General features: G+C 72.5%; 21 protein-coding genes. 5 read left to right on the top strand and 16 right to left on the bottom strand.

All coding sequences use genetic code 11. The features are described from left to right. Window positions 1-29: 29 nt before the first annotated feature. The 8 genes from ACWCRA_RS01795 to ACWCRA_RS01760 all read right to left on the bottom strand — a co-directional run bounded on the left by ACWCRA_RS01795 (window position 30) and on the right by ACWCRA_RS01760 (window position 7,749). Complete coding sequence (locus ACWCRA_RS01795) at window positions 30-821, bottom strand: DUF3159 domain-containing protein (protein WP_351543252.1); 792 nt, start codon at window positions 819-821, stop codon at window positions 30-32. A gap of 3 nt (window positions 822-824) precedes the next feature. After that, window positions 825-1,175 carry an OB-fold nucleic acid binding domain-containing protein gene (locus tag ACWCRA_RS01790; protein WP_194291972.1) on the bottom strand — a complete coding sequence of 117 codons (351 nt, stop codon included), beginning with the start codon at window positions 1,173-1,175 and terminating at the stop codon, window positions 825-827. 150 nt (window positions 1,176-1,325) lie between these two features. Beyond that, a complete protein-coding gene (locus ACWCRA_RS01785) occupies window positions 1,326-2,015 on the bottom strand; it encodes a response regulator (RefSeq protein ID WP_351543249.1) in 690 nt (229 codons plus the stop codon). Window positions 2,016-2,178: 163 nt separating this feature from the next. Beyond that, window positions 2,179-4,722 carry an ATP-binding protein gene (locus tag ACWCRA_RS01780; RefSeq protein WP_451066592.1) on the bottom strand — a complete coding sequence of 848 codons (2,544 nt, stop codon included), beginning with the start codon at window positions 4,720-4,722 and terminating at the stop codon, window positions 2,179-2,181. Window positions 4,723-4,983: 261 nt separating this feature from the next. Further along, window positions 4,984-5,715 (bottom strand): ABC transporter ATP-binding protein, encoded by a 732-nt coding sequence (locus ACWCRA_RS01775; protein WP_351543243.1) that lies wholly within the window; start codon window positions 5,713-5,715, stop codon window positions 4,984-4,986. A 120-nt stretch (window positions 5,716-5,835) separates the two neighbouring features. Further along, on the bottom strand, window positions 5,836-6,618 hold the full coding sequence (locus ACWCRA_RS01770; protein WP_351543241.1) for a DUF3710 domain-containing protein: 783 nt from the start codon (window positions 6,616-6,618) through the stop codon (window positions 5,836-5,838). Between the two features lies 1 nt (window position 6,619). Further along, window positions 6,620-7,141 (bottom strand): dUTP diphosphatase, encoded by a 522-nt coding sequence (gene dut / locus ACWCRA_RS01765; RefSeq protein ID WP_351543238.1) that lies wholly within the window; start codon window positions 7,139-7,141, stop codon window positions 6,620-6,622. After that, complete coding sequence (locus ACWCRA_RS01760; protein ID WP_451066591.1) at window positions 7,141-7,749, bottom strand: PaaI family thioesterase; 609 nt, start codon at window positions 7,747-7,749, stop codon at window positions 7,141-7,143. The genes dut and ACWCRA_RS01760 overlap by 1 nt, the downstream gene beginning before the upstream one ends. 121 nt (window positions 7,750-7,870) lie before the next feature. Here ACWCRA_RS01760 and ACWCRA_RS01755 point away from each other — a divergent pair, with 121 nt between their 5' ends. Further along, window positions 7,871-8,317: a DUF3093 domain-containing protein gene (locus tag ACWCRA_RS01755; RefSeq protein WP_351543235.1), complete on the top strand. Its 447-nt coding sequence runs from the start codon at window positions 7,871-7,873 to the stop codon at window positions 8,315-8,317. A 75-nt stretch (window positions 8,318-8,392) separates the two neighbouring features. On the opposite strand, the gene ACWCRA_RS01750 is transcribed toward ACWCRA_RS01755, so the two are convergent. The 4 genes from ACWCRA_RS01750 to ACWCRA_RS01735 all read right to left on the bottom strand — a co-directional run bounded on the left by ACWCRA_RS01750 (window position 8,393) and on the right by ACWCRA_RS01735 (window position 11,992). After that, window positions 8,393-9,391 carry a hypothetical protein gene (locus ACWCRA_RS01750; RefSeq protein ID WP_351543232.1) on the bottom strand — a complete coding sequence of 333 codons (999 nt, stop codon included), beginning with the start codon at window positions 9,389-9,391 and terminating at the stop codon, window positions 8,393-8,395. A gap of 13 nt (window positions 9,392-9,404) precedes the next feature. Beyond that, a complete protein-coding gene (locus ACWCRA_RS01745; RefSeq protein ID WP_005310959.1) occupies window positions 9,405-9,701 on the bottom strand; it encodes a DUF4193 domain-containing protein in 297 nt (98 codons plus the stop codon). 394 nt (window positions 9,702-10,095) lie between these two features. After that, window positions 10,096-11,334: a sensor histidine kinase gene (locus tag ACWCRA_RS01740; RefSeq protein WP_351543229.1), complete on the bottom strand. Its 1,239-nt coding sequence runs from the start codon at window positions 11,332-11,334 to the stop codon at window positions 10,096-10,098. A 4-nt stretch (window positions 11,335-11,338) separates the two neighbouring features. Continuing rightward, entirely contained in the window at window positions 11,339-11,992 is a 654-nt protein-coding gene (locus ACWCRA_RS01735) for a response regulator transcription factor (protein ID WP_351543226.1), read from the bottom strand. 334 nt (window positions 11,993-12,326) lie between these two features. Between ACWCRA_RS01735 and ACWCRA_RS01730 the strand changes: the two genes are divergently transcribed. Continuing rightward, window positions 12,327-12,494 carry a hypothetical protein gene (locus ACWCRA_RS01730; protein ID WP_190123730.1) on the top strand — a complete coding sequence of 56 codons (168 nt, stop codon included), beginning with the start codon at window positions 12,327-12,329 and terminating at the stop codon, window positions 12,492-12,494. Window positions 12,495-12,864: 370 nt separating this feature from the next. Here ACWCRA_RS01730 and ACWCRA_RS01725 read toward each other — a convergent pair whose 3' ends face one another. Together ACWCRA_RS01725 and ACWCRA_RS01720 are read right to left on the bottom strand one after the other, a co-directional pair. Beyond that, window positions 12,865-13,665: an inositol monophosphatase family protein gene (locus ACWCRA_RS01725; RefSeq protein ID WP_351558884.1), complete on the bottom strand. Its 801-nt coding sequence runs from the start codon at window positions 13,663-13,665 to the stop codon at window positions 12,865-12,867. 20 nt (window positions 13,666-13,685) lie between these two features. Then, window positions 13,686-14,813 carry a ferrochelatase gene (locus ACWCRA_RS01720; protein ID WP_451066590.1) on the bottom strand — a complete coding sequence of 376 codons (1,128 nt, stop codon included), beginning with the start codon at window positions 14,811-14,813 and terminating at the stop codon, window positions 13,686-13,688. A 734-nt stretch (window positions 14,814-15,547) separates the two neighbouring features. On the opposite strand from ACWCRA_RS01720, the gene ACWCRA_RS01715 reads away from it, so the two are divergent. Further along, on the top strand, window positions 15,548-16,798 hold the full coding sequence (locus tag ACWCRA_RS01715; RefSeq protein ID WP_351558865.1) for an MFS transporter: 1,251 nt from the start codon (window positions 15,548-15,550) through the stop codon (window positions 16,796-16,798). Continuing rightward, window positions 16,755-18,077: a D-arabinono-1,4-lactone oxidase gene (locus ACWCRA_RS01710; RefSeq protein WP_451066589.1), complete on the top strand. Its 1,323-nt coding sequence runs from the start codon at window positions 16,755-16,757 to the stop codon at window positions 18,075-18,077. The genes ACWCRA_RS01715 and ACWCRA_RS01710 overlap by 44 nt, the downstream gene beginning before the upstream one ends. A gap of 16 nt (window positions 18,078-18,093) precedes the next feature. Here the strand turns inward: ACWCRA_RS01710 and ACWCRA_RS01705 are convergent, their stop codons facing one another. Further along, the gene (locus tag ACWCRA_RS01705; protein WP_351558869.1) at window positions 18,094-19,017 is read right to left on the bottom strand and encodes a hypothetical protein; all 924 of its coding nucleotides are present in this window, start codon (window positions 19,015-19,017) and stop codon (window positions 18,094-18,096) included. A gap of 452 nt (window positions 19,018-19,469) precedes the next feature. Here ACWCRA_RS01705 and sepH point away from each other — a divergent pair, with 452 nt between their 5' ends. Next, window positions 19,470-20,555, top strand: a complete 1,086-nt coding sequence (gene sepH, locus ACWCRA_RS01700; RefSeq protein WP_351558871.1) for a septation protein SepH — start codon at window positions 19,470-19,472, stop codon at window positions 20,553-20,555. A gap of 405 nt (window positions 20,556-20,960) precedes the next feature. Here sepH and ACWCRA_RS01695 read toward each other — a convergent pair whose 3' ends face one another. Next, window positions 20,961-21,845, bottom strand: a complete 885-nt coding sequence (locus ACWCRA_RS01695) for a ParB/RepB/Spo0J family partition protein (RefSeq protein ID WP_351558873.1) — start codon at window positions 21,843-21,845, stop codon at window positions 20,961-20,963. Window positions 21,846-21,883: the final 38 nt, after the last annotated feature.

The following is a 21,883-nucleotide window of genomic DNA, read 5'->3' as shown; positions in this document are numbered from 1 at the left end:
GACCCGCCCGCTTGCCGCTCAGGCGTCCGTCAGACGCCGTCGCGCTCGGCCGCCCTGGCCGCCTCGCGCTCCTTCTCCGCGCGCTCCTCGGCCTCCATCTCGGCGAACACATCGATCGGCGGCGGCGCCTTCGCGAGGAAGAGCCAGGTCAGATAGACCGCGAGCAGGAACGGCGGAATCTTCAGCGACACCAGCACCCAGCCGAGCTGGGTGGTGTCCGCCCACCAGTACAGGGGGAAGAGGATCGCGCACTTGCCGAGCAGGATCAGCCCCCACGCCCAGCTCGCCTTGGCGTACGCCGCTTTGCGGCCGGGGTTCCGGGTCCGCCAGGAGAGGTTCTCCTTGAAGACCGGACCGAGGATCAGACCGATCAGCGGCACCCCGGCGATGGTGGTGATGATGTAGGCCAGCGCCAGGCCCAGGGTGTAGAGCATCCCCGGGAGATAGAAGTCCTTGGCGTTGCCGGTCATCATCGCGAAGACGACACCGAACGCCACCCCGAAGACCCCGCTGAAGGCGTGCTTCACGGTGTCCTTGCGGAGCAGCCGGACCGCGACGAGCACCAGCGAGACCGCCAGCGCGGCGATCGCGGAGATGTGCAGATCCTTGTTGATCGTGTAGATCGTGACGAACAGCAGTCCTGGCACGACCGTCTCGACCATGCCGCGGACCCCGCCGAAGGCCTCGAACAGCGCCGCCTCCGTGACGGCCCTGGAGTCGTCCCCGTCCGGGGAAGCGCCGTCCGGGGAGGCGCCGTCCGGGGAGTCCGGCTCCCCGGGGGCGTTGGGTGTGGTCGTGGTCGGCTTGTCGAAAGACGTCACCGGCTACTCCTGTCCGAGTGGTCGGAGTTCGTATTTGGGGTTGAACAGCACACGGCGGCCGTGGCTCATGGAGATCCTGCCGGAGGCGATGAGCCTGCGGCCCGGCTCTATGCCCACGATGGAGCGGCGGCCCAGCCAGACGACATCCAGCGGGGCGGTGCCGTCGAACAGCTCCGCCTCCAGCGCGGGCACCCCGGCCCGCGGACGCAGAGTGACCGTGCGCAAGGTACCAGTCACCCTCACGATCTGGCGGTCACCGCACTCGGCGATGCGGGTGCACCCCGACGCCTGGGCGTCCTCGCGCAGCTCCTCGGACTCCAGGTCCTGCTGGGAGGAGGAGAGCCGGTCGAGCATGCGGCGGAAGCGGCCGGCGGGCCTGGCGGCCCCGGCGGCCTTCCCGGAAGATCCCCCGGGAGGGGGTAGCGCACTCATGGGACCAGCGTACCGGCCGCCACCGTCACTCCACCCGGGCCGAACACCTGATCACATGGGCCGGACACCGGATCAGGACCGTTCGAAGCGGTATCCCATGCCCGGCTCGGTGACGAAGTGGCGGGGGTGCGAGGGGTCGGCCTCCAGCTTCCGCCGGAGCTGCGCCATGTAGACCCGCAGATAGTTGGTCTCCGTGCCGTAGGAGGGCCCCCACACCTCCTGGAGCAGCTGCTTCTGGCTGACCAGCCGGCCGGTGTTGCGCACCAGCACCTCCAGGAGGTGCCACTCGGTGGGGGTGAGCCGCACATCGCGCCCGTCCCGGTGGACCTTCTTCGCGGCCAGGTCGACGGTGAAGCCGTCGGTCTCCACGACCACCACGTCGTCGTCCCCGCCGCCCACCGGCTCCGCCCGGCGGACCGCCGCGCGCAGCCGGGCCAGCAGCTCGTCCATCCCGAAGGGCTTGGTGACATAGTCGTCCGCGCCCGCGTCCAGCGCCTCCACCTTCTCGTCGGAGGTGTGCCGGGCGGAGAGCACCAGGATCGGGACCCTGGTCCAGCCGCGCAGGCCCTTGATGACCTCCACCCCGTCCATGTCGGGCAGCCCGAGGTCGAGCACGACCACATCGGGGTGCCGGGCGGCGGCGAGCTGGAGCGCGGTGGCGCCGTCGGGCGCCGCGTCCACCTCGTACTTGCGGGCCTTGAGATTGATCACCAGGGCGCGAACGATCTGCGGCTCGTCGTCGACCACCAGCACCCTCGTCATCGCGGGCCCGCCTCTCTGTCGTGTCTGTTGTCTCTGTCGTGCGTCGGGTGCGTCGGGGTCATGGAGGCCATCGGGGCCTTCATCCGGGCTGCCAGGGCCGGCCGGGGCGGCCCGGCCGGTGTCGCGGCTGCCCCGGCCGGGACCGCCGCGCGCCGGGGAGGGCTCACGAGGTCACCTGGGCGGGCAGATCGGCGCTGACCGGCTCCACCCCGGGCGCCGCCCGCAGGGTGAGGACCATGGTCATTCCGCCACCGGGGGTGTCCTCGGCGCTCAGTGTGCCGCCCATGGCCTCCACGAAGCCCCGGGCCACCGCGAGGCCGAGCCCCACCCCGGCGCCGCGCGGGGCGTCGCCGTACCGCTGGAACGGCTCGAAGATGCGGTCCTTGCCGTCGTCGGGGACCCCGGGCCCCCGGTCGGCCACCCGGACCTCCACCCGGTCGCCCAGCGCGCTCGCGGCCACGGTCACCGGAACGCCCCCGGGGCTGTACTTCACCGCGTTCTCGACGATGTTGGCGACCGCCCGCTCCAGCAGCCCCCGGTCGACGGCGACCATCGGCAGCGACTCGGGGATGTCCAGCTCCACACTCTCCACGGGGACGGAGACCAGCGCGATCGGCACCACCTCGTCCAGATCGGTCACCCGGATCAACGGGGTGACCGTCCCGGTCTGGAGCCGGGACATGTCCAGCAGATTGCCCACCAGATGGTCCAGCCGGTCCGCGCCGTCCTCGATCCCCTCCAGCAGCTCCGCCTCGTCCTCGTCCGACCAGGCCACGTCGTCGGAGCGGAGCGAGGAGACAGCCGCCTTGATCGCCGCCAGCGGAGTGCGCAGATCATGGCTGACGGCCGCGAGCAGCGCCGTGCGGATACGGTTCCCCTCCGCCATCCGGCGGGCCTCCTCCGCCTCGCCCACCAGCCGCTGCCGGTCCAGGACCACGGCGGCCTGCGCGGCGAACGCCGCCAGCACCCGCCGGTCCTCGGCGGGCAGCACCCGGCCGGAGAGCGCGAGGGCCATGTCGTCGCCGACCGGCATGTCCACATCGGCGTCCTCGGGGCGCACCACCGACTCGGGGCCCACACTGCCCGCCGTGGTCCACGGCTCCACATCGCTCCGGCGCTCCAGCAGCGCCACCGACTCCATGCCGAAGGTCTCCCGGACCCGCTCCAGCAGCGCGTCGAGCGTGGTCTCGCCGCGCAGCACGCTCCCGGCGAGGAAGGAGAGGATCTCCGACTCCGCCCGCAGCCGGGCCGCCTGATGGGTGCGGCGGGCCGCCAGGTCGACCACCGAGGCCACCGCGACGGCCACCGCGAAGAAGATCACTATCGCGACGATGTTCTTCGGGTCGTAGACGGTGAGGGTCCGTACCGGGGGAGTGAAGTAGAAGTTCAGCAGCAAGGAACCCACCGCGGCCGAGGCGAGCGCCGGCAGCAGGCCGCCCAGCAGCGCCGCCAGCACGGTCAGGAAGAGGAAGAGCAGCACGTCGTTGGCGAGGCCGAGGGTGTCGTCCACCGCGGTGAGCAGCAGCGAGAGCAGGACCGGGGCGACGACTCCGGTGAGCCAGCCCGCGATGATCCGCGACCGGCCCAGCCGGGCGCCGCGCGCCACCGGGAGGCCGCGCCCCTTGCCCGCCTCGTCGTGGGTGACGATGTGGACATCGAGGTCGGGCCCGGAGTCCCGGGCGACGGTCGCGCCGACACCGGGGCCGAAGATGTACTGCCAGGCCTTGCGCCGGCTGGAGCCCAGCACGATCTGGGTGCCGTTGACCCCGCGCGCGAAGTCCAGCAGCGAGGCCGGGATGTCATCGCCTATGACGTGGTGGAAGGTGCCGCCGAGATCCTCCACCAGGGTCCGCTGGACGGCCAGTTCCTTCGGCGACGCCGAGGTCAGCCCGTCGCTGCGGGCGATGTAGACGGCGAGGATCTCACTGCCGGAGCCCTTCGCCGCCATGCGCGCCGCGCGCCGGATCAGGGTGCGGCCCTCGGGCCCGCCGGTGAGCCCGACGACGATCCGCTCACGCGCCTGCCAGGTGGAGCGGATGTTGTGCTCGCCCCGGTACTGCTGGAGGTACTCGTCGACCCGGTCGGCGACCCAGAGCAGCGCCAGCTCCCGCAGCGCGGTCAGATTCCCCGGGCGGAAGTAGTTCGACAGGGCCGCGTCGACCTTGTCCGGCTGGTAGATGTTGCCGTGGGCCATCCGTCTCCGCAGTGCCTGCGGCGACATGTCGACCAGCTCGATCTGGTCGGCCCGGCGGACCACCTCGTCGGGGACGGTCTCCCGCTGCCGCACCCCGGTGATCGACTCCACCACATCGCCGAGCGACTCGAAGTGCTGGATGTTGACGGTCGATATGACATCGATGCCGGCGGCGAGCAGCTCCTCGACGTCCTGCCAGCGCTTCCCGTTGCGCGAGCCCGGCACATTGGTGTGCGCCAGCTCGTCCACCAGGACCACCGCGGGACGGCGCTCCAGCACCGCGTCGACGTCCATCTCGGTGAAGACGGAGCCCCGGTACTCCAGCTCGCGGCGGTGGATCTGCTCCAGGCCGTGCAGCATCACCTCGGTGCGCGGCCGGCCGTGGTGCTCCACGAAGGCCACCACGCAGTCCGTGCCGCGCTCCACCCGGCGGTGCGCCTCGGAGAGCATGGCGTAGGTCTTGCCCACGCCCGGCGCCGCGCCGAGATAGATCCGTAGCTTGCCGCGTCCCATGGCCCCATTGTCTTCCAGAAACAGCCGGGTCCACCGGAACCGGCCGATTGCGCTCCGATGACCTTACGGCGAGCGATCCGGGCAAATCGGGTGGGGTGGCTGCCGTGGGCCTCTCCTTGACGGGATTCTGATACGGCTGTTCTGTCACGGGCCGGGACGGGGGCCGGCCCCCGGCGGACGGGCTCCCACCGGTCTCGTCCCCACCGGTCTCGTCCCCACCGGTCTCGTCCCCACCGGTCGCGGCGCCCGGACCCGGCCCGGTCAGCCCGCGGCTATCTCCCCGTCGTTCAGCTCCAGCACCCGGTCGGCGAGCCCCAGCAGCGTGGCGTCGTGCGTGGCCACCAGCGCCGTCACCCCCTCCGCGCGCACCACCGCGCGCAGCAGCTCCATCACCGCGAGACCCGTCTCCGCGTCGAGCTGCCCGGTGGGCTCGTCGGCGATGAGCAGCGCCGGACGGTTGGCCAGGGCACGGGCGATGGCGACCCGCTGCTGCTGGCCGCCGGACAGCTCCCCCGGGCGCTGGGCGGCGTGGTCCGCGAGGCCGACCAGCCCCAGCAGCAGCTCCACCCGCTCCTCGCGCTCCTTCGACGCGGCCCTGCGCAGCCGCATCGGCACCCCGACGTTCTCGGCGGCGGTCAGAATGGGGATCAGCCCGAAGGACTGGAAGACGAAGCCGATCCGGTCCCGGCGCAGCTCCAGCAGGCCGTTCTCGCCCAGGGCGGAGAGATCCGCGCCGTCGACGGTGACCCGGCCCTCGTCGGGGGAGTCCAGCCCGCCGACCAGGTTGAGCAGGGTGGTCTTGCCCGAGCCGGAGCGGCCCTTGAGCGCCACCAGCTCACCGCGCGGGACCTCGAAGGAGACGCCCCGCAGGGCATGGACGGCCGCCGCGCCGGTCCCGTACGAACGGCGCAGATTCTCCACCCGCACCATGGGGCCGGGCGGGCGCTCCTCCGTGAGGGCCGCACCGCCCCGGGCAGCGCTGTTCTCGGCCATCGAATCCCCCTCGTACAACTGTCCGACACATCGGTCCGGGCACAGTACGGCGGAATGCCGGTGGGCCGCACCCCCCGCAGGGAATACGGCCCACCGGCCCGGAACGTTCCCGGAGAGGGGTCAGCGCACCTCGGTGATCTCGGGGCCGCGCTGGAGCTGGCCCATGCCCCCGGAGAAGCGGGAGTTCTCCTGGTCCTCCTGCTGGACGCCCTCGGGCACCATCTGGGCGTCCTCCGGCAGCTTGAGGACGATCGGGTCGCGCGGCGCCATGGGGCCGTCGCCCCGCACCACGACCGTGTCCTGGAAGACCTGCTCCAGGAGGCCCGCCGCCTCGGGCTGGACCGCGCCCTGGCCGGAGATCACTCCGCGCAGGAACCAGCGGGGCCCGTCGACGCCGACGAAGCGCACCAGCTGCACACCGCCGGTGCCGTCCGGCAGCTGTACGGGCACCTGGGCGCGCAGCTCCCAGCCGAGCGGGCCCTCGACCTCGTCGATGATGCCGCCCTGCTGGGTGATGCCGGAGGCGATCTCGTCGCGCACCTCGCCCCAGATGCCCTCCTTCTTGGGCGCGGCGAACGCCTGGAGCTGTACGGCGCTGTCCCGCAGCACCACGGTGGCCGCGACGATCGCGTCGCCCGCGACCTCCACCCGCAGCTCCATGCCCTCGACCCCGGGCACGAAAAGACCGCCCAGATCGACCCGGCCCTCGCCGGGCGCGGACACCTCGGAGATGTCCCAGGGGCCATCGGGGCGCGGAGCCGGCGGAAGGTTCATCCGGCGGGAGCCGCTCTCGGCGGCCGTGCCGGTGTCCTCCTGGGTGCCGCGCTCGTCGACGACCTGCTCGGCCTCGCCCGTTGCGTCCGCGTCCCCCGCGGAACCACTCTTCTTGCGACGTCCGAACACGTCACTGTCCTTCCCGGTCGGATACGACGGAAGCGTATCGATTCCCACCCGTTGAGCCGTCCACGGCAGTGTGACCGCCGGTGGACCCGAAGCCCCCCTCGGCCCGCGCCGAGCCGGGAAGCTCCGCCACCTCGTGGAAGCGCACCTTCTCGACCTGCTGGACGACCAGTTGCGCAATGCGGTCGAACCTCTCGAACCGCACCGTCTCGCGCGGGTCGAGATTGACCACGATCACCTTGATCTCCCCACGGTACCCGGCATCAATCGTCCCCGGGGCATTCACCAGGGCCACACCGAGGCGGGCGGCCAGCCCGGAGCGCGGATGGACGAAGGCGGCGTACCCGTCGGGGAGGGCGATGGAGACCCCGGTGGGCAGCACCGCGCGCTCGCCGGGAGCCAGCTCGGCCGCCTCGCTGGTGACCAGGTCGGCACCGGCGTCACCGGGGTGCGCGTACACCGGCAGCGGCACCTCGGGGTCGACCCGGCGGATCAGTACGTCGACGGGGCTGGGGGACGCGTTCATCAGGGGTTCACCTCGAAGGCGCGGGTGCGCCGGATCTGGTCGGGATCGGCCATCGCCGCCTCGATCTCCGCCGGGCGGCCGTTGTCGATGAAGTGGTCGAGCTTGACCTCGACGAAGAGGGCCCGGGCGCGGACGGCGACCTCGCCGCCGGGTCCGCCGATCCGGCCCACGGCCGTCGAGTAGATCTTGCGGCCGGACACCGCCGTGACCTCGGCCTGGAGATGGAGCACGGTGTCCACGGGCACGGGCCGCACATAGTCGGTCTCCAGCCGCCCGGTCACCGCGATCGTCCGCAGCAGCCAGTTCAGCGCGCCCAGCGTCTCGTCCAGGGCGGAGGCCAGCACACCGCCGTGCGCCAGCCCCGGAGCGCCCTGGTGGGCGGGTTTCACGGTGAACTCGGCGGAGATGCTCACGCCCTCGCCGGCCCGGGCCTGGAGGTGCAGACCGTGGGGCTGACCCCCGCCACAGCCGAAACAGTGCTCGTAGTGGGCGCCGAGCAGTTCGCCCGGGGCCGGGGCGTCGGGATGGCGTACCGGCGGTATGGCGTCCGGCGGGGGGATCAGGGCTCCGGGCGCGGAGGCCGCGCCGGAGGGGTTCGCTGTGCTCACAGGGGCAGACCTTACCCGCGGTCCGGACGCACCGGCTCGGGCCGAGCCGCCGCCCGGGAACAGCCGCGTGGAGCCCACCCGCGCGGCGGGCGGGTCACCGCACCGTGCCAAGCTTGCCCTCATGCAGCCTTCCGCCCCGCGCTACGACGAACGACTGACCGCTCCACGAGCCTGGTGGGCCATCACCGCGCTGGTGGCCGTCTCCGGCGGTCTCGTCACCTTCCCCCTCGGCACCCTGCCGATGCTCGGCGGCCTGGTCGGGGCCGCCGCCCTGGCGGCGGTCGTGGTCAGCTCCTACGGCTCGGCCCGCATCCGGGTGGTGGCGGACTCCCTGGTCGCGGGAGACGCCAGGATTCCGCTGACGGCCCTCGGGGAGCCCGAGGTGCTGAACGCGGAGGAGGCGCGCGCCTGGCGCTCGTACAAGGCCGACCCGCGGGCCTTCATGCTGCTGCGCAGCTATGTCCCGACGGCGGTGCGGATCGAGGTCACCGACCCGGCCGACCCCACCCCGTACATCTATCTGTCGACCCGGGACCCGAAGGGGCTGGCCGCCGCGCTGGCGGCCTGAGGGGCGGGAGCGGCTCCCGCGGGCGGGCCGGACGGCCCGGGGCCGGTGGGCCGGCCCTGAGGGGCCCCGAAGAGGTCAGCCCTCCAGCTCGTTCGGCTTCCGCAGCGGCTCCAGCGGCTCGGCGTGCTGTTCCAGCGGCGGGAGCGAGGGCAGGGCGTCCCACGGGACCTGCTTGGTCCGCAGGTCCTTGCGGACCCGGTCCGCGAGGTGGCGGGTGTCCCGCCGGTTCATCACGGCACCGACGGCCGCGCCGACCATGAACGGAATCAGGTTCGGCAGATTGCGGATCATGCGCTTCATGATCTGCTGGCGCAGTTCGCGCTTGAGGCCGCTGCTCAGCACGGCGGCGTTCTTGTAGGTGGACGGCTTGGTCACCTCGATGCCGCGCTCCTCCGACCAGGCGGTCAGATAGGCGGTGCTGCGGTCCTTGAGACCGCCCTCGGGACGCAGGCCGTAGACCTCGTGCAGCTCCGCTATGAGCTTCAGCTCGATCGCGGCCACACCGGTGATCTCCGCCGCCAGCTCGGCCGGCATCGCCGGCGGCACGGGCAGCATCGCCGCGGCGCCCACGCTCGCGCCCACGGTGGCGGTGGCGGTGGACGCGCCCGCGACCAGCTTGTCGGCAAGCTGCTCGGGGCTCAGGCCGGGGAACTGCGCGCGCAGGGTCGCCAGATCGCGCACCGGCACGCGCGGCGCGTTCTCGATGATCCGGTCGGCGATCCAGCCGACCGCGGCCCGGGTGCCCTCACCGCTTCTGCGGACGCCCTCGCGCACCGCGCTCAGCCGCCGGAACCTGGTCGGGGTTCCCGGCCGCTCCTCGCCGGGGAGCGCTTCGACGGCCCCCTCCGGGAGGGTGGCGAGAGCCGCCTCGTGCGGGAGCGTTCCGGACGGGGCCCCGGGGCCCCGTCCCTCGTCTCCCGCACGGGCTTCTCCCACGCGGTCGGGCAGATGGGCGGCCCAGTCCCCGGCAGCGGGCTCGGTGCCCTCCGCAGGTCCTGTGCCGCCCCGGTGCGCCTCCGACGGCTTCTCGCGCCGGAAGAGCCGCTTCCTGGACGGTGTCTCGTCTGCTGCCACGGCCGTCCCGACCTCAGTCGCAGTCGCGGCAGATCGGCTGGCCGTTCTTCTCGCGGGCCAGCTGGCTGCGGTGGTGGACCAGGAAGCAGCTCATGCAGGTGAACTCATCCGCCTGCTTGGGCAGCACCCGGACGGCCAGCTCCTCATTGGACAGGTCCGCTCCGGGCAGCTCCATGCCCTCGGCTGCCTCGAACTCGTCGACATCGACGGTCGAGGTGGACTTGTCGTTCCGCCGGGCCTTGAGTTCTTCAAGACTGTCGGAATCGACGTCGTCATCGGTCTTGCGTGGGGTGTCGTAGTCCGTTGCCATGTCGCTCTCCCCCTCTGGGTGATTTAGGTGTCTCCAGCGCACGTAACGCGTGAGAGGCCGGACTTGTGCCCGACCTGAGGCGGAGATTTTGCCTCACATCAAGGTCTGTTACTCAATCGACACCCAACCGGATCGCCCGAGAGTGATCGGGTTGGATGGCGATGGGGACCGTACACGATCCCAATGCCGCAGCTCACGGGCGCCACCCCGTGTACTTCCCGTCATCTTGACCCCCGGAAACCCGGACTTTTACCGGCTTTCCGGAAAGCGCCTTGATCACGGAGAGTAGATGGCCTGAAAGTCGCCTCTGTGATCGATCGCACAGACACAACCCCGGAACATGTCCGAAAAATTCCGCCTAAAGCGAACGGGGTGTCTGACGTCGAACACCCTCTCAGAGGGGAAGAGTGACGCGCATCACGAGCCCTCCCCCCTCACGGGGCTCCGCGATGATACGTCCCCCGTGGGCCCGCGCCACCGACCGGGCGATCGAAAGACCGAGCCCGACGCCCTTGTCACTGCCCGTGCGGTCCTCCCGCAGCCGCCGGAACGGCTCCCAGAGGTTGTCGATCTCGTAGGCGGGCACCACCGGGCCGGTATTGGACACCACCAGGACGCCCTGGCCGTTCGCCACCTCCGTGGTCACCCTCACCCAGCCCTCCTCGGCGATGTTGTACCGCACGGCGTTCTGGACGAGATTCAGCGCGATGCGCTCCAGGAGGACGCCATTGCCCTGCACGACCGCGGGGGCGCACTCGGCGTGGATCTCCACCCCCTTGGCGTCCGCCTCCGCGCGGGTCTGGTCGACCGCGTGGCTCGCGACCTCCGCGAGGTCCACCGGTTTGCGCTCGAAGGTCTGGTTGTCGCTGCGGGCCAGCAGCAGCAGACCCTCCACGAGCTGCTCACTGCGCTCATTGGTGGCCAGCAGGGTCTTGCCCAGCTGCTGGAGCTCCACCGGGGCGCCCGGGTCCGAGAGGTGCACCTCCAGCAGCGTCCGGTTGATCGCCAGCGGGGTGCGCAGCTCGTGCGAGGCGTTGGCCACGAACCGCTGCTGGGCCGTGAAGGCCCGGCTGAGCCGGTCCAGCATCTCGTCGAAGGTGTCGGCCAGCTCCTTCAGCTCGTCGTCCGGGCCGTCCATCTCGATCCGCCGCGAGAGGTCCGAACCGGCGACCTGGCGGGCGGTGCGGGTGATCCGGCCCAGCGGTGAGAGCACCCGGCCCGCCATCGCGTAGCCGAAGGCGAAGGCGATGATGCTCAGCCCCAGCAGGGCGAAGAGCGAGCGCCGCAGCAGATCGTCGAGAGCGACCTCGCGCTCATGGGCGAAGCACGCCGACAACACGGCGTTGGCCTGCTCCGCCGAGAGCCGGGGGACCAGGGCGCTGCAGGAGTCGTTGGTGCGCTGGATCTTGCTGTCCGGGAGCAGCTTGAAGGGCAGCGATGTGCCCGAGTTCAGCGCCTGCGCGGCCAGCAGATAGATGATCGACAGCAGCAGCACACCGGCGATCAGGAACATTCCGCCGTACAGCAGGGTCAGCCGTATCCGGATGGTCGGGCGCAGCAGGGGGCGGACGGGGTCGCGCGGGTCCCAGGTGGGCTTCGGGGGCGCCGAGGGGGGCGCCGGAGCGGAGGCCACCGGCTCAGATCCGGTAGCCGGAGCCGGGCACGGTGACGATCACCGGGGGCTCCCCGAGCTTGCGGCGCAGCGTCATCACGGTCACCCGCACCACATTGGTGAAGGGGTCCGTGTTCTCGTCCCACGCCTTCTCCAGCAACTGCTCGGCCGAGACCACCGCGCCCTCGCTCCGCATCAGGACCTCCAGGACGGCGAACTCCTTGGGTGCGAGCTGGATCTCCCGGCCGTCGCGGAACACCTCGCGCCGGTTGGGGTCCAGCTTGATCCCCGCGCGCTCCAGGACCGGCGGCAGCGGGACGGTCGTGCGCCGGCCCAGCGCCCGCACCCGGGCGATCAGCTCGGTGAAGGCGAAGGGCTTGGGCAGATAGTCGTCCGCGCCCAGCTCCAGGCCCTCGACCCGGTCGCTGACATCGCCGGACGCGGTCAGCATCAGCACCCGGGTGGGCATGCCCAGCTCGACGACCCGCCGGCACACATCGTCACCGTGGACCAGCGGAAGGTCGCGGTCCAGGACGACGACGTCGTAGTCGTTGACCCCGATCCGCTCCAGGGCCGCCGCTCCGTCGTACACGACGTCGACGGCCATGGCCTCCCGGCGCAGTCCGGTGGCCACCGCATCGGCGAGCAGCTGCTCGTCCTCGACGACGAGTACGCGCACGTCTCGATTCCTTCCTCCGGGCCCCGTCACCCATGATCAGGGCAGGTTTGCGCACTGGCTGTGCGTATCCATCCTGCCCGTTACGCGCGTAAACCGGCTGTAAGGCGGTCCCCGCCCGGGAGCACCGGGGTGGTGTTCCGGGAATCAACCGGATTCCCGGGCCAGTTGAGGTTTCTCCGGGGGGAGCCCGGGGGAGGACGAGAAGACACCCGCGATCACGCCCAGTAATGGCACCCACCCCGAAGCGTGCCAGAAGTGATCGATCGTCCTCTGCTGCGGCAGGGGAATCCCCAGGCACACCCCCGTGCCACCGACCCACGACGAGGGGGCGCACATGGACGCATTCACCGCAGGGCTGCTGCAGCGCATAAAGGCTGCGGAGACGGACCTCACGCTGGCTCGTGAGACGGGCGACGACTTCCTGGCCGACGTGGAGCAGGCCGAGCTGGACGATCTGCACCGGCTGGCGGCCGAGCACGGCGTCGAGGTCAGGGCGGCCTAGAGAGTTTCTCCCGGATCAGGCCGGAGCCGCCGGGACGGGAAGGGCCCCGGCGCACACCACCGCGCCGGGGCCCTTCCCGTCCGGCGGCTCCGGAGCCCGTCCGGCGGGGCCGGGGAGCGGGAAGGCGGGCCGGTCGCTTCCGGGGGCCTCCCACCGGCCTCGGGGCCCTGGCGAGCCGTCGCCGTCGCCTCTGGACCGTCTCCTCCGGACCGTGCGGGGGGACGCGGGCCCTGGTGCCGCGCCTCGCCGCGTTGTCGTCGGTCGCCGGCGCTCCGTGAGGGCTCAGGGCTCCGCCCTCCGCCTCGCGATCCACGGCACCGGACCCCGCTCACCGATCCGGCGTGATCCGGCCCGATCCGAAGGGGACTCCTTAGTCGTGCCAGGCGCCGAACTCCTCCAGCAGCTCCTGGAGCGGCTCGAAGACCCCGGGGCTCGCCGCCACCGTCAGGTCGTACGAAGGGCCGCTGCCCGGCCGTCCGCCGGTCAGGGCCCCCGCCTCCCGTGCGATCAGATCGCCCGCGGCCAGGTCCCAGGGGTGGAGGCCGCGCTCGTAGTACCCGTCCAGCCGGCCCGCGGCCACATCGCAGAGATCGATCGCGGCCGACCCGCCGCGGCGGATGTCCCGCAGCCGCGGGATCAGCCGCTGGGCGATGTCGGCCTGGTGGGCGCGGACGTCCCGCACATAGTTGAAACCGGTGGAGACCAGGGCCTGCTCCAGCGGAGCCGCCGCACGGCAGCGCAGCCGCCGGTCCCCGGCGTACGCACCGCCGCCCCGCACCGCCCGGACGGTCTCACCGCGCATCGGAATCCCCACCACCCCCACGACCGTCTCGCCCCGGTACTCGGCGGCGATGGAGACGGACCACGTCGGCAGCCCGTAGAGATAGTTCACCGTGCCGTCGAGCGGATCGACGACCCAGCGCACCCCGCTGCGGCCCTCGACGGAAGCGCCCTCCTCGCCGAGGAAGCCGTCATCGGGGCGGTGCTCGCCGAGGAAGCCCGTGATCAGCTTCTCGGCGGCGATGTCCATCTCCGTGACGACATCGATGGGGCTGGACTTGGTGGCGGCCACCCCCAGATCGTCGGGGCGCCCGTCCCGCAGCAGTGCCCCCGCCCGCCCGGCGGCCTCCAGCGCGAGATCGAGCAGTTCGGAGAGCAGGCTGTCACTGATCGCGGTCACGGGGGGACTCCTCAGGCGAAGGGACTGTCGGCGCCCGCGGCGGCGGGCCTGGGCGCCCTGGCCGGGCAGCAGCCGATGGGACAGAGGTCGTGCGAGGGAGCGAGCGCGCCGAGCGCACAGCGCTCCACGGACACCCCGCGCTCGGCGCCGGCCCGCTCCAGCAGCAGATCGCGCACGGCCGCCGCGAACCGGGGATCGGCGCCGACCGTCGCCGAGCGGCGCACCGGCAGACCCAGCTCGGCCGCCTTCGCCATGGCCTCCGTGTCCAGGTCGTACAGGACCTCCATATGGTCCGAGACGAACCCGATGGGCACCATGACGGCCGCCGGGGCACCGGAGCCGTGCAGCTCCTCCAGGTGGTCGCAGATGTCCGGCTCCAGCCACGGGGTGTGGGGAGAGCCGCTGCGCGACTGGTAGACCAGCCGCCACGGACGCTCCACACCCGTCTCGTCGGCCACCGCCTCCGCGATCAGCCGGGCGACCTCCAGGTGCTGGCGCACATACGCCCCGCCGCCGCCGTGCTCCGCCGGCGGGCCCGAGGTGTCCGCCGCGCTGTCGGGGATGGAGTGTGTGGTGAACGCCAGATGGGCGCCCGCGCGCACCTCCTCGTCCAGCTCGCCGAGTGAGGCCAGGACTCCGTCGATCATGGGGCGGATGAAGCCGGGGTGGTTGAAGTAGTGGCGCAGCTTGTCCACGCGGGGCGGTTCGAGGCCCTCCGCCGCGAGTGTCGCGAGGGCGTCCGCGAGGTTCTCGCGGTACTGGCGGCAGCCCGAGTACGAGGCGTACGCGCTGGTGGCGAGGACGGCGATCCGGCGGTGGCCGGCCAGCGTCATCTCGCGGAGGGTGTCGGTCAGGTACGGCGCCCAGTTCCGGTTGCCCCAGTGGACCGGGAGGCCGATGCCGTGCTCCGCGAAGTCCTTGCGCAGCGCGTCCAGCAGGGTGCGGTTCTGCTCGTTGATGGGGCTGACCCCGCCGAAGAGGAAGTAGTGCCGGCCCACCTCCTTCAGCCGCTCCTTGGGGATGCCTCGGCCCCGGGTCACATTCTCCAGGAAGGGGACGACATCGTCCGGGGCCTCGGGGCCGCCGAAGGAGAGCAGGAGCAGGGCGTCGTAAGGGGAGGGGTCGCGCGCGTCGGACATGCCCCCGATCCTGCCACCCGTCTCCCCTCGCCCCCTCACCCACCCGCCGCCGGGCACCACATTCCGGCCTCCGCACTGCTGTCCCGCGGTGGTGGGGGTGCTCCGCCCTGTTCGCCTCGCGCCCTCGTGGCCCGGGGTGCGGGGCCCGTGGCCCCGGGTGCGTGGCCCGGGGTGGGCCGTCCCGGCCCGGGCGGTGCGGGTTGCCTGTGGCCCGGGGTCCGTCCTCAAGCGCCGGACGGGCTGGGTTGGTGCGGGTTTCCTGTGGTGCGGGGGCCGTCCTCGATCCCCCAGAGCTGCCCCTGGGAGTGCCCCCGGACGGGCTGGAATCGCTCGGGTCTCCTGCGGTGCGTGGCCCGGGGTGAGCCGTCCCGGCCCGGACGGTGCGGGTTGCCTGTGGCCCGGGGTCCGTCCTCAAGCGCCGGACGGGCTGGGTTGGTGCGGGTTTCCTGTGGTGCGGGGGCCGTCCTCGATCCCCCAGAGCTGCCTCGGGGAGTGTCCCCGGACGGGCTGAGGCTGCTCGGCCGTCAGGGGCGCACGGGGGCGGTCTCGGACGCCGGGCGGGCCGGGATGGTGCGGCCCCCTGTGGCGCGGGCGCCGTCCCCGAGCCTCCCCGGGGCTTCCTCGCCGGGGGCCCTGGGGGCCGGGTTCTCCGGGGCGGGAGGAACCCCCGTGCGCGCGGGCCCGCCGCAGGCGTAATCTGCCATGGCCGCCCACACGCCTTACCGGAGCCCTCCTTGGCCAGCCCCTACCGCCAGATCTTCACCGCCCCCGGCACCCGCCTCTTCTCCGCCGCCGGACTCTTCGGCCGCATGCCCCTGGCGATGATGGGCGTCGGCATCGTGACGATGGTGTCCCAGCTCACCGGCGAGTACGCCATCGCCGGCGCCCTCTCCGCCACCGTCGCCCTCTCCATGGCCGTCCTCGGCCCCCAGGTCTCCCGGCTCGTCGACCGGCACGGCCAGGCCAGAGTGCTCCGCCCGGCCGCCCTGATCGCCTCCGCCTCGGTGGGCGGACTGCTGATCTGCGCCTCCCGGGGAGCGCCGACCTGGACGCTCTTCCTCTTCACGGCGACCGCCGGCTGCGTCCCGAGCGTCGGCGCCATGATCCGGGCCCGCTGGGCCGAGATCTACCGGAACTCCCCGCGCGAGCTGCACACCGCGTACTCCTGGGAGGCGATCGTCGACGAGCTCTGCTTCATCTGCGGACCGAGCATCGCGATCGGCCTCTCCACCGTCTGGTTCCCGGAGGCCGGACCGCTCCTCGCCGTGCTGCTGCTCCTCGGCGGGGTCTTCTGGCTCACCGCGCAGCGCTCCACCGAACCCCCGCCGCACCCGCGCGGCCACCAGCCGGGCCGCTCCGCGCTCCGTTCCCCGGGCCTCCAGGTCCTGGTCCTCACCTTCGTCGCCACGGGCGCGGTCTTCGGCTCGGTCGACGTCGTCACCGTGGCCTTCGCGGAGGCGGAGGGCAACACGGCCGCGGCGGGCCTGATACTCGCCGTCTACGCCCTCGGCTCCTGCCTCGCCGCCGTGATATTCGGGCTGCTGCACCTCAAGGGACCCGCGCCCCGGCGGTGGCTGCTGGGCGTGGTCGCGATGGCCCTGAGTATGATCCCCCTCCAACTGGCCGGGAATCTCATATTCCTGGCCGTGGCGCTCTTCGTCGCGGGCCTGGCCATCGCACCCACGATGGTCACCACGATGGCCCTGGTCCAGCAGCATGTGCCGCGCTCCAGCCTGACCGAGGGCATGACCTGGGTCAGTACCGGACTCGCGGTCGGTGTGGCGCTCGGCTTCTCCGCCGGGGGCTGGGCGGTCGACGCGTCCGGCGCGGCGGCGGGGTACGCGGTGCCCGGGATCGCCGGGGCGGTCGCGGTCGGAGCGGCGCTTGTGGGATACCGCCGGCTGCACGGGCCGGTGCCGAAGCGGGAGGGACAGCCGGGCGATGACCAGGGGCAGCAGGAGCGGCGCGACGCGAATATGGCGTAACTGGGCGGGCACCGTCACCGCCCGGCCGGCCCGGGAGGTCTCCCCGGCGTCGGCCGGCGAGGTCGCCGACGCGGTCCGCGGCGCGGCCGAGGCCGGGCTGCGGGTGAAGACAGCCGGGACCGGCCACTCCTTCACCGCCATCGCCGCCACCGACGGCCTGCTGATCAGGCCCGATCTGCTCACCGGCATCCGCGGGATCGACCGCGCGGCCATGACCGTCACGGTCGAGTCCGGTACGCCCCTGAAGCGGCTGAACGCGGCCCTCGCCCGGGAGGGTCTCTCCCTCACCAACATGGGGGACATCACCGAGCAGACCGCCGCGGGCGCCGTCAGCACCGGCACCCACGGCACCGGCCGCGACTCCGCCTCCCTCTCCGCGCAGATCACCGGGCTGGAGCTGGTCTCGGCGGACGGCACCCTGCTGACCTGCTCGCGGCTGGAGAACCCGGAGGTCTTCGCGGTCGCCAGGACCGGGCTGGGCGCCCTCGGGGTGATCACCGCGATCACCTTCGCCGTGGAGCCCCTCTTTCTGCTGAGGGCCCGTGAGGAGCCGATGTCCTTCGACCGGGTCACCGCCGAATTCGACGCCCTGCACGCGGAGAACGAACACTTCGAGTTCTACTGGTTCCCGCACACCGGCCACTGCAGCACCAAGCGGAACAACCGTTCCGCGGGCCCCGCCGACCCGCCCGGACGGCTCGGTGCCTTCATCCAGGACGAAGTGGTCGCGAACGGCCTCTTCCAGGTGGCCAGCTCCCTGGGCCGCGCCGTCCCGGCGACCGTCCCCGCCATCGCCCGCGTCGCCGGCCGGGCCCTCTCGGCGCGCACCTACACCGACATCCCGCACCGGGTCTTCACCTCTCCGCGCCGGGTGCGTTTCGTGGAGATGGAGTACGCGGTGCCCCGCGAGGCCGCCGTCGCGGCGCTGCGCGAGGTGCGGGCGATGATCGAGCGCTCGCCGCTGAGGGTCGGCTTCCCGGTGGAGGTGCGCACCGCCCCGGCCGACGACATCGCGCTCTCCGCCGCGTCCGGCCGGGACAGCGCCTATCTCGCCGTCCATCTCTACCGGGGCACCCCCCACCGCGCCTACTTCACCGCCGTGGAGCGGATCATGACCGCCCACGGCGGCCGGCCCCACTGGGGCAAGCTCCACACCCGGGACGCCGAGTACCTCGCTGGCGTCTATCCGCGGTTCGCCGAGTTCACGGCGGTACGGGACCGGCTGGACCCGGAGCGCCGGTTCGGCAACGACCATCTGCGCCGGGTGCTCGGTGACTGAGCCGGGCCGGGCCGGGTCAGGGCGCGGTGCTCGCACCCCGGTTCGTACCGTCCGTGGCGCCGCCCGGTGCGGACGGGGCCGCCGGTGCGGAGGGGGTGGGCACCGGAGCCGTGCCGCCGCCCGGGGACTCGCCGCCGGAGCCGGGCCGCTCGCCGGTCTCCCCGCCGGGGAGGGAGGGCGCGGTGGACGGATCGGCCGTGCCGCCGCCGCTCCCGCCCGGGGACGAGGGCTCGACCGGCTCCCCGCTCTCCCGGCCTCGTTCCCCGTTTTCGTCCCCGGTGTCCCCGTTCCCGTCGTCCCCGGTGTCGCCGTTTCCGTCTCCGCTGTCACCGGGCCGCGGGGAGCCGCCGGGGCTCCCCGGCCGTTCGTCCTCCCGCTCCCCGGGGCCGGGTGAGCGCTCGTCCGCCGGTCCCGACCGGCCGGTCTCACCGCGCACCACCGAGCCGACGGTGGTGCCGTTGCCGCCGCTCAGCTCGGAGCCCGAGGCCAGTTCCAGACCGGTGATGGTGACCATGGCGATACCGAAGACGGCCCCGGCGGCGATGAGCGGACGCTTCCATCCGCGCACCCGGGTCCCGTGGACGGTGGCGGCGCCGAACTCCCCGGCGGGCGCGGTGGCGCCGGACTCCCCGCCGGGCTCGGGGGAGCCGGCCGGGCCGGCCGCCCGGCGGCCCCCGCGACGGCCCGGAACCACCGCCTCGCGCTCGCGCAACTGCTCGCCGGTCCGGCTGAACAGATGCTGGAAGACCGAACCACCGCAGGTGGCGACCACACTGACGACACCGGCACCGATGATCGTGCCGTACACGCCCAGGCTGGACGCGAGCACCGCGGCCGCGACCGCGGCGAGCGTGCTCCCGGCCACCTGCGGAAGGCTCAGATCGATCCGCCGCTCCCGCTCTTCCTTGTGGTCCGTTCCCGTGTCCGGCTTCTGATGCATCTTCAGTCCCTGCGCGCCCTTCTGTCCCGTGCGTACCCATGAGGGACAAATGGGCGAAGTGAATAGTTCCCTTTGCGGAGATTCTGTGAATCAGAACACCCGTCACCCGTGCGGCTGCGGCGGGGTGCCGGCCGCCCGGTGAAGTTCGGCGGCGCGGCAGTCCACCCGGATGGCCCGAATGGAGTACTGTGGCGAACCCTGGGCCCGAGCTCCCTCATGGGTGCCCGGAAACCAGGGAGGGGGCCGAAAGCGGCGCTCGAACCGGCGGCGTCGCGATATCGCTGGGTAATCCGCACGCGGAGTGATCGATTGGTCACGCTGAGTGGTAAACGGGTAACCTTGCCATAACGGCGATCACGGGCCTGTGCCCGACACGCCGGGCAACTCGGCAAGGTTGTGGCAGGCTGCACCCGGGCAGGCCACACTCGACTAGCGGAAGCAGTACGCGACAGGTGACGTCGGCAGGCACCACCCGGGAGGTCCCCATGCCCGAACTGCGTGTCGTGGCCGTCTCCAACGACGGCACACGACTGGTGCTCAAAGCTGCCGACAGTACGGAGTACACCCTTCCGATCGACGAGCGGCTGCGCGCCGCCGTGCGGAACGACCGTGCCCGCCTCGGCCAGATCGAGATCGAGGTGGAGAGCCACCTCCGCCCCCGTGACATCCAGGCGCGGATACGTGCCGGAGCCTCCGCCGAGGAGGTGGCCCAGCTCGCCGGCATCCCGGTCGAGCGGGTCCGCCGCTTCGAGGGACCGGTGCTCGCGGAGCGGGCCTTCATGGCGGAGCGGGCGCGCAAGACCCCCGTGCGCCGCCCCGGCGAGAACGCCGGACCCCAGCTCGGCGAGGCGGTGCAGGAGCGGCTCGGTCTGCGCGGCGCCGAGAAGGACACCGTGCTGTGGGACTCCTGGCGGCGCGACGACGGCACCTGGGAAGTCCTGCTGATCTACCGGGTGGCGGGTGAGCCGCACTCCGCGAGCTGGACCTACGACCCCCCGCGCCGGCTGGTCATCGCGGTGGACGACGAGGCGCGCTCGCTCATCGGCGAGACCGACGACACCATCGCCACGCAGGAGCCCAGCTTCCCCTTCGTGCCGCGGATCGCCCGGCTGCCCCGGGACCGTCCGCTCGACCGCACCCTGGACCGGCCGGCCGACCGGCCGAGCGCCAACGGGCCGGCGGCGGGCGCCGACGACGGCGGCAGCAGTGAACGGGACTCCCTGACCAGCCTCCTGGAGGCGGTGCCGAGCTTCCGGGGCGACATGGTCGTACCGGAGCGCACGGCGCCGGCCGACCCGCTGGCGGAGGACGACCAGGAGCCGGACGAGGAGGAGCCGGTCGCCCCCGCCGCGTCGGCGGGCGCGGGCTCGGCCTACGCGGATGTGCTGATGCCTCGGTCCGTGGCCGGGCACCGGGACCGGCTGACCGGCACCACGGACCGTCAGGCGGAGGCGGACGGCGTCCGTCCGGGCCGCCGCGCGGCCGTTCCGAGCTGGGACGAGATCGTCTTCGGCACCCGCCGCAAGAAGCAGGACTAGGGAGTTTCTTCCGGATCGGGCCGGATCGGGCCGGATCGGTGAGCGGGGTCCGGGCCCGCGAGCCCGGCACCATCCGAAAGAGACGACTCAGCGTGCCGCCGTCCGCACCGGACGACAGAACACGACGCCGGGCCGCACCCCCCACGGGGTGCGGCCCGGCCTCCGTTGTCCTCCACGCGGCCCCGCGCCGAGCCCCTTCCGCCGGCCGACGAGGACGGCGGGCCCGTCGGCCGGCGGAAGGGGCTCTCCATGCCTCCGGCCCCCGACCGGCGGCAAACCGGTCGGGGGCCGGAGGGCCCCGGGTGAATCCCCCGATACCCCGAGGCGGGGGACGCGCCCCGCGTGGTGCGGCGCGCGCCCCGAAGGGCGGCCATCCAGGACAGGACGGCCTCCGGCAGGTGGGTCTCAGGCCCGGCGGGGGGCGACGAGCCGCGCGGCTCTCGCCTCCTTCTCCGCTTCCTGCCAGAGGCGTCGCAGCATCCTCGCCCGCTCCGCCGGACGCATCCGGGAGATGGCGATCTCCGCACAGGCGACGCCATCGGCCCACGGCATGGTGAGCACGGCACGCTGGCGGGGGATGGCAGCCAGTGAATTGGTGACCCCACCCGGCTGGTGCCGCGCCTCGGAGGCACGGGACTCGGTGGCCGCGGCACGCGCGTCCGCCCGCTGCTTCTGCTGCTGCGGGCTGAGCCGGGAGAGATTGCGCACATGGACGACCTTGCGGCGGCCCGCGAGGAGATCCGCCTGGAGTTCAGGGCCGAGTTCGAGTACGGAGAGCTTGGAGGAGATGGTCGACTGGGCGATGCCGAGGCGCTTCGCGGCCTTGTTCTGGGAACCGTAGAACTCGACCAGCTTCTTCAGCGCGTACGCCTGCTCCAGGGGGTTCATGTCGTCACGGTGCACATTGGCGACGAAGGCGGCTTCGAGCAGCGAGCGGTCGGTCGACACCAGCGCGTCGTCGACACTGACCCGCACATGGGTCAGCCCCGCGAGCCGGGCGGCCTCCAGCCGGCGGTGGCCGTCGACCACGATGTAGCGGGCGCCGGGCGCCAGTTCGGTGGCGCGTGCGGGCCGTTCCCGCACATAGGCCTGGACCGACGCGACGGTGATCGCGTTGACCAGGCCGATCTCACGGACACTGGTGGTAAGCGGCTCAAGGTCTCTCAGTGCTTCACGTGGATTATCCGGGTTCTGACCGATCCAGCTCAGCGGCAACTCCGAGGGCTGCCGGATCGCGGCGTCGAAGTGGGTCTGCTCCTGGTCGAGCTCGGTGAACATCTGTGAGGACATGCTGATGGAACCCTTCCTCTTGCCAGCCACCCGGTTTC

Source organism: Streptomyces sp. NPDC001889, from assembly GCF_053594535.1.
Note: the sequence above shows the minus strand (reverse complement) of the source record. Positions and strands in the feature narration are given on the sequence as shown.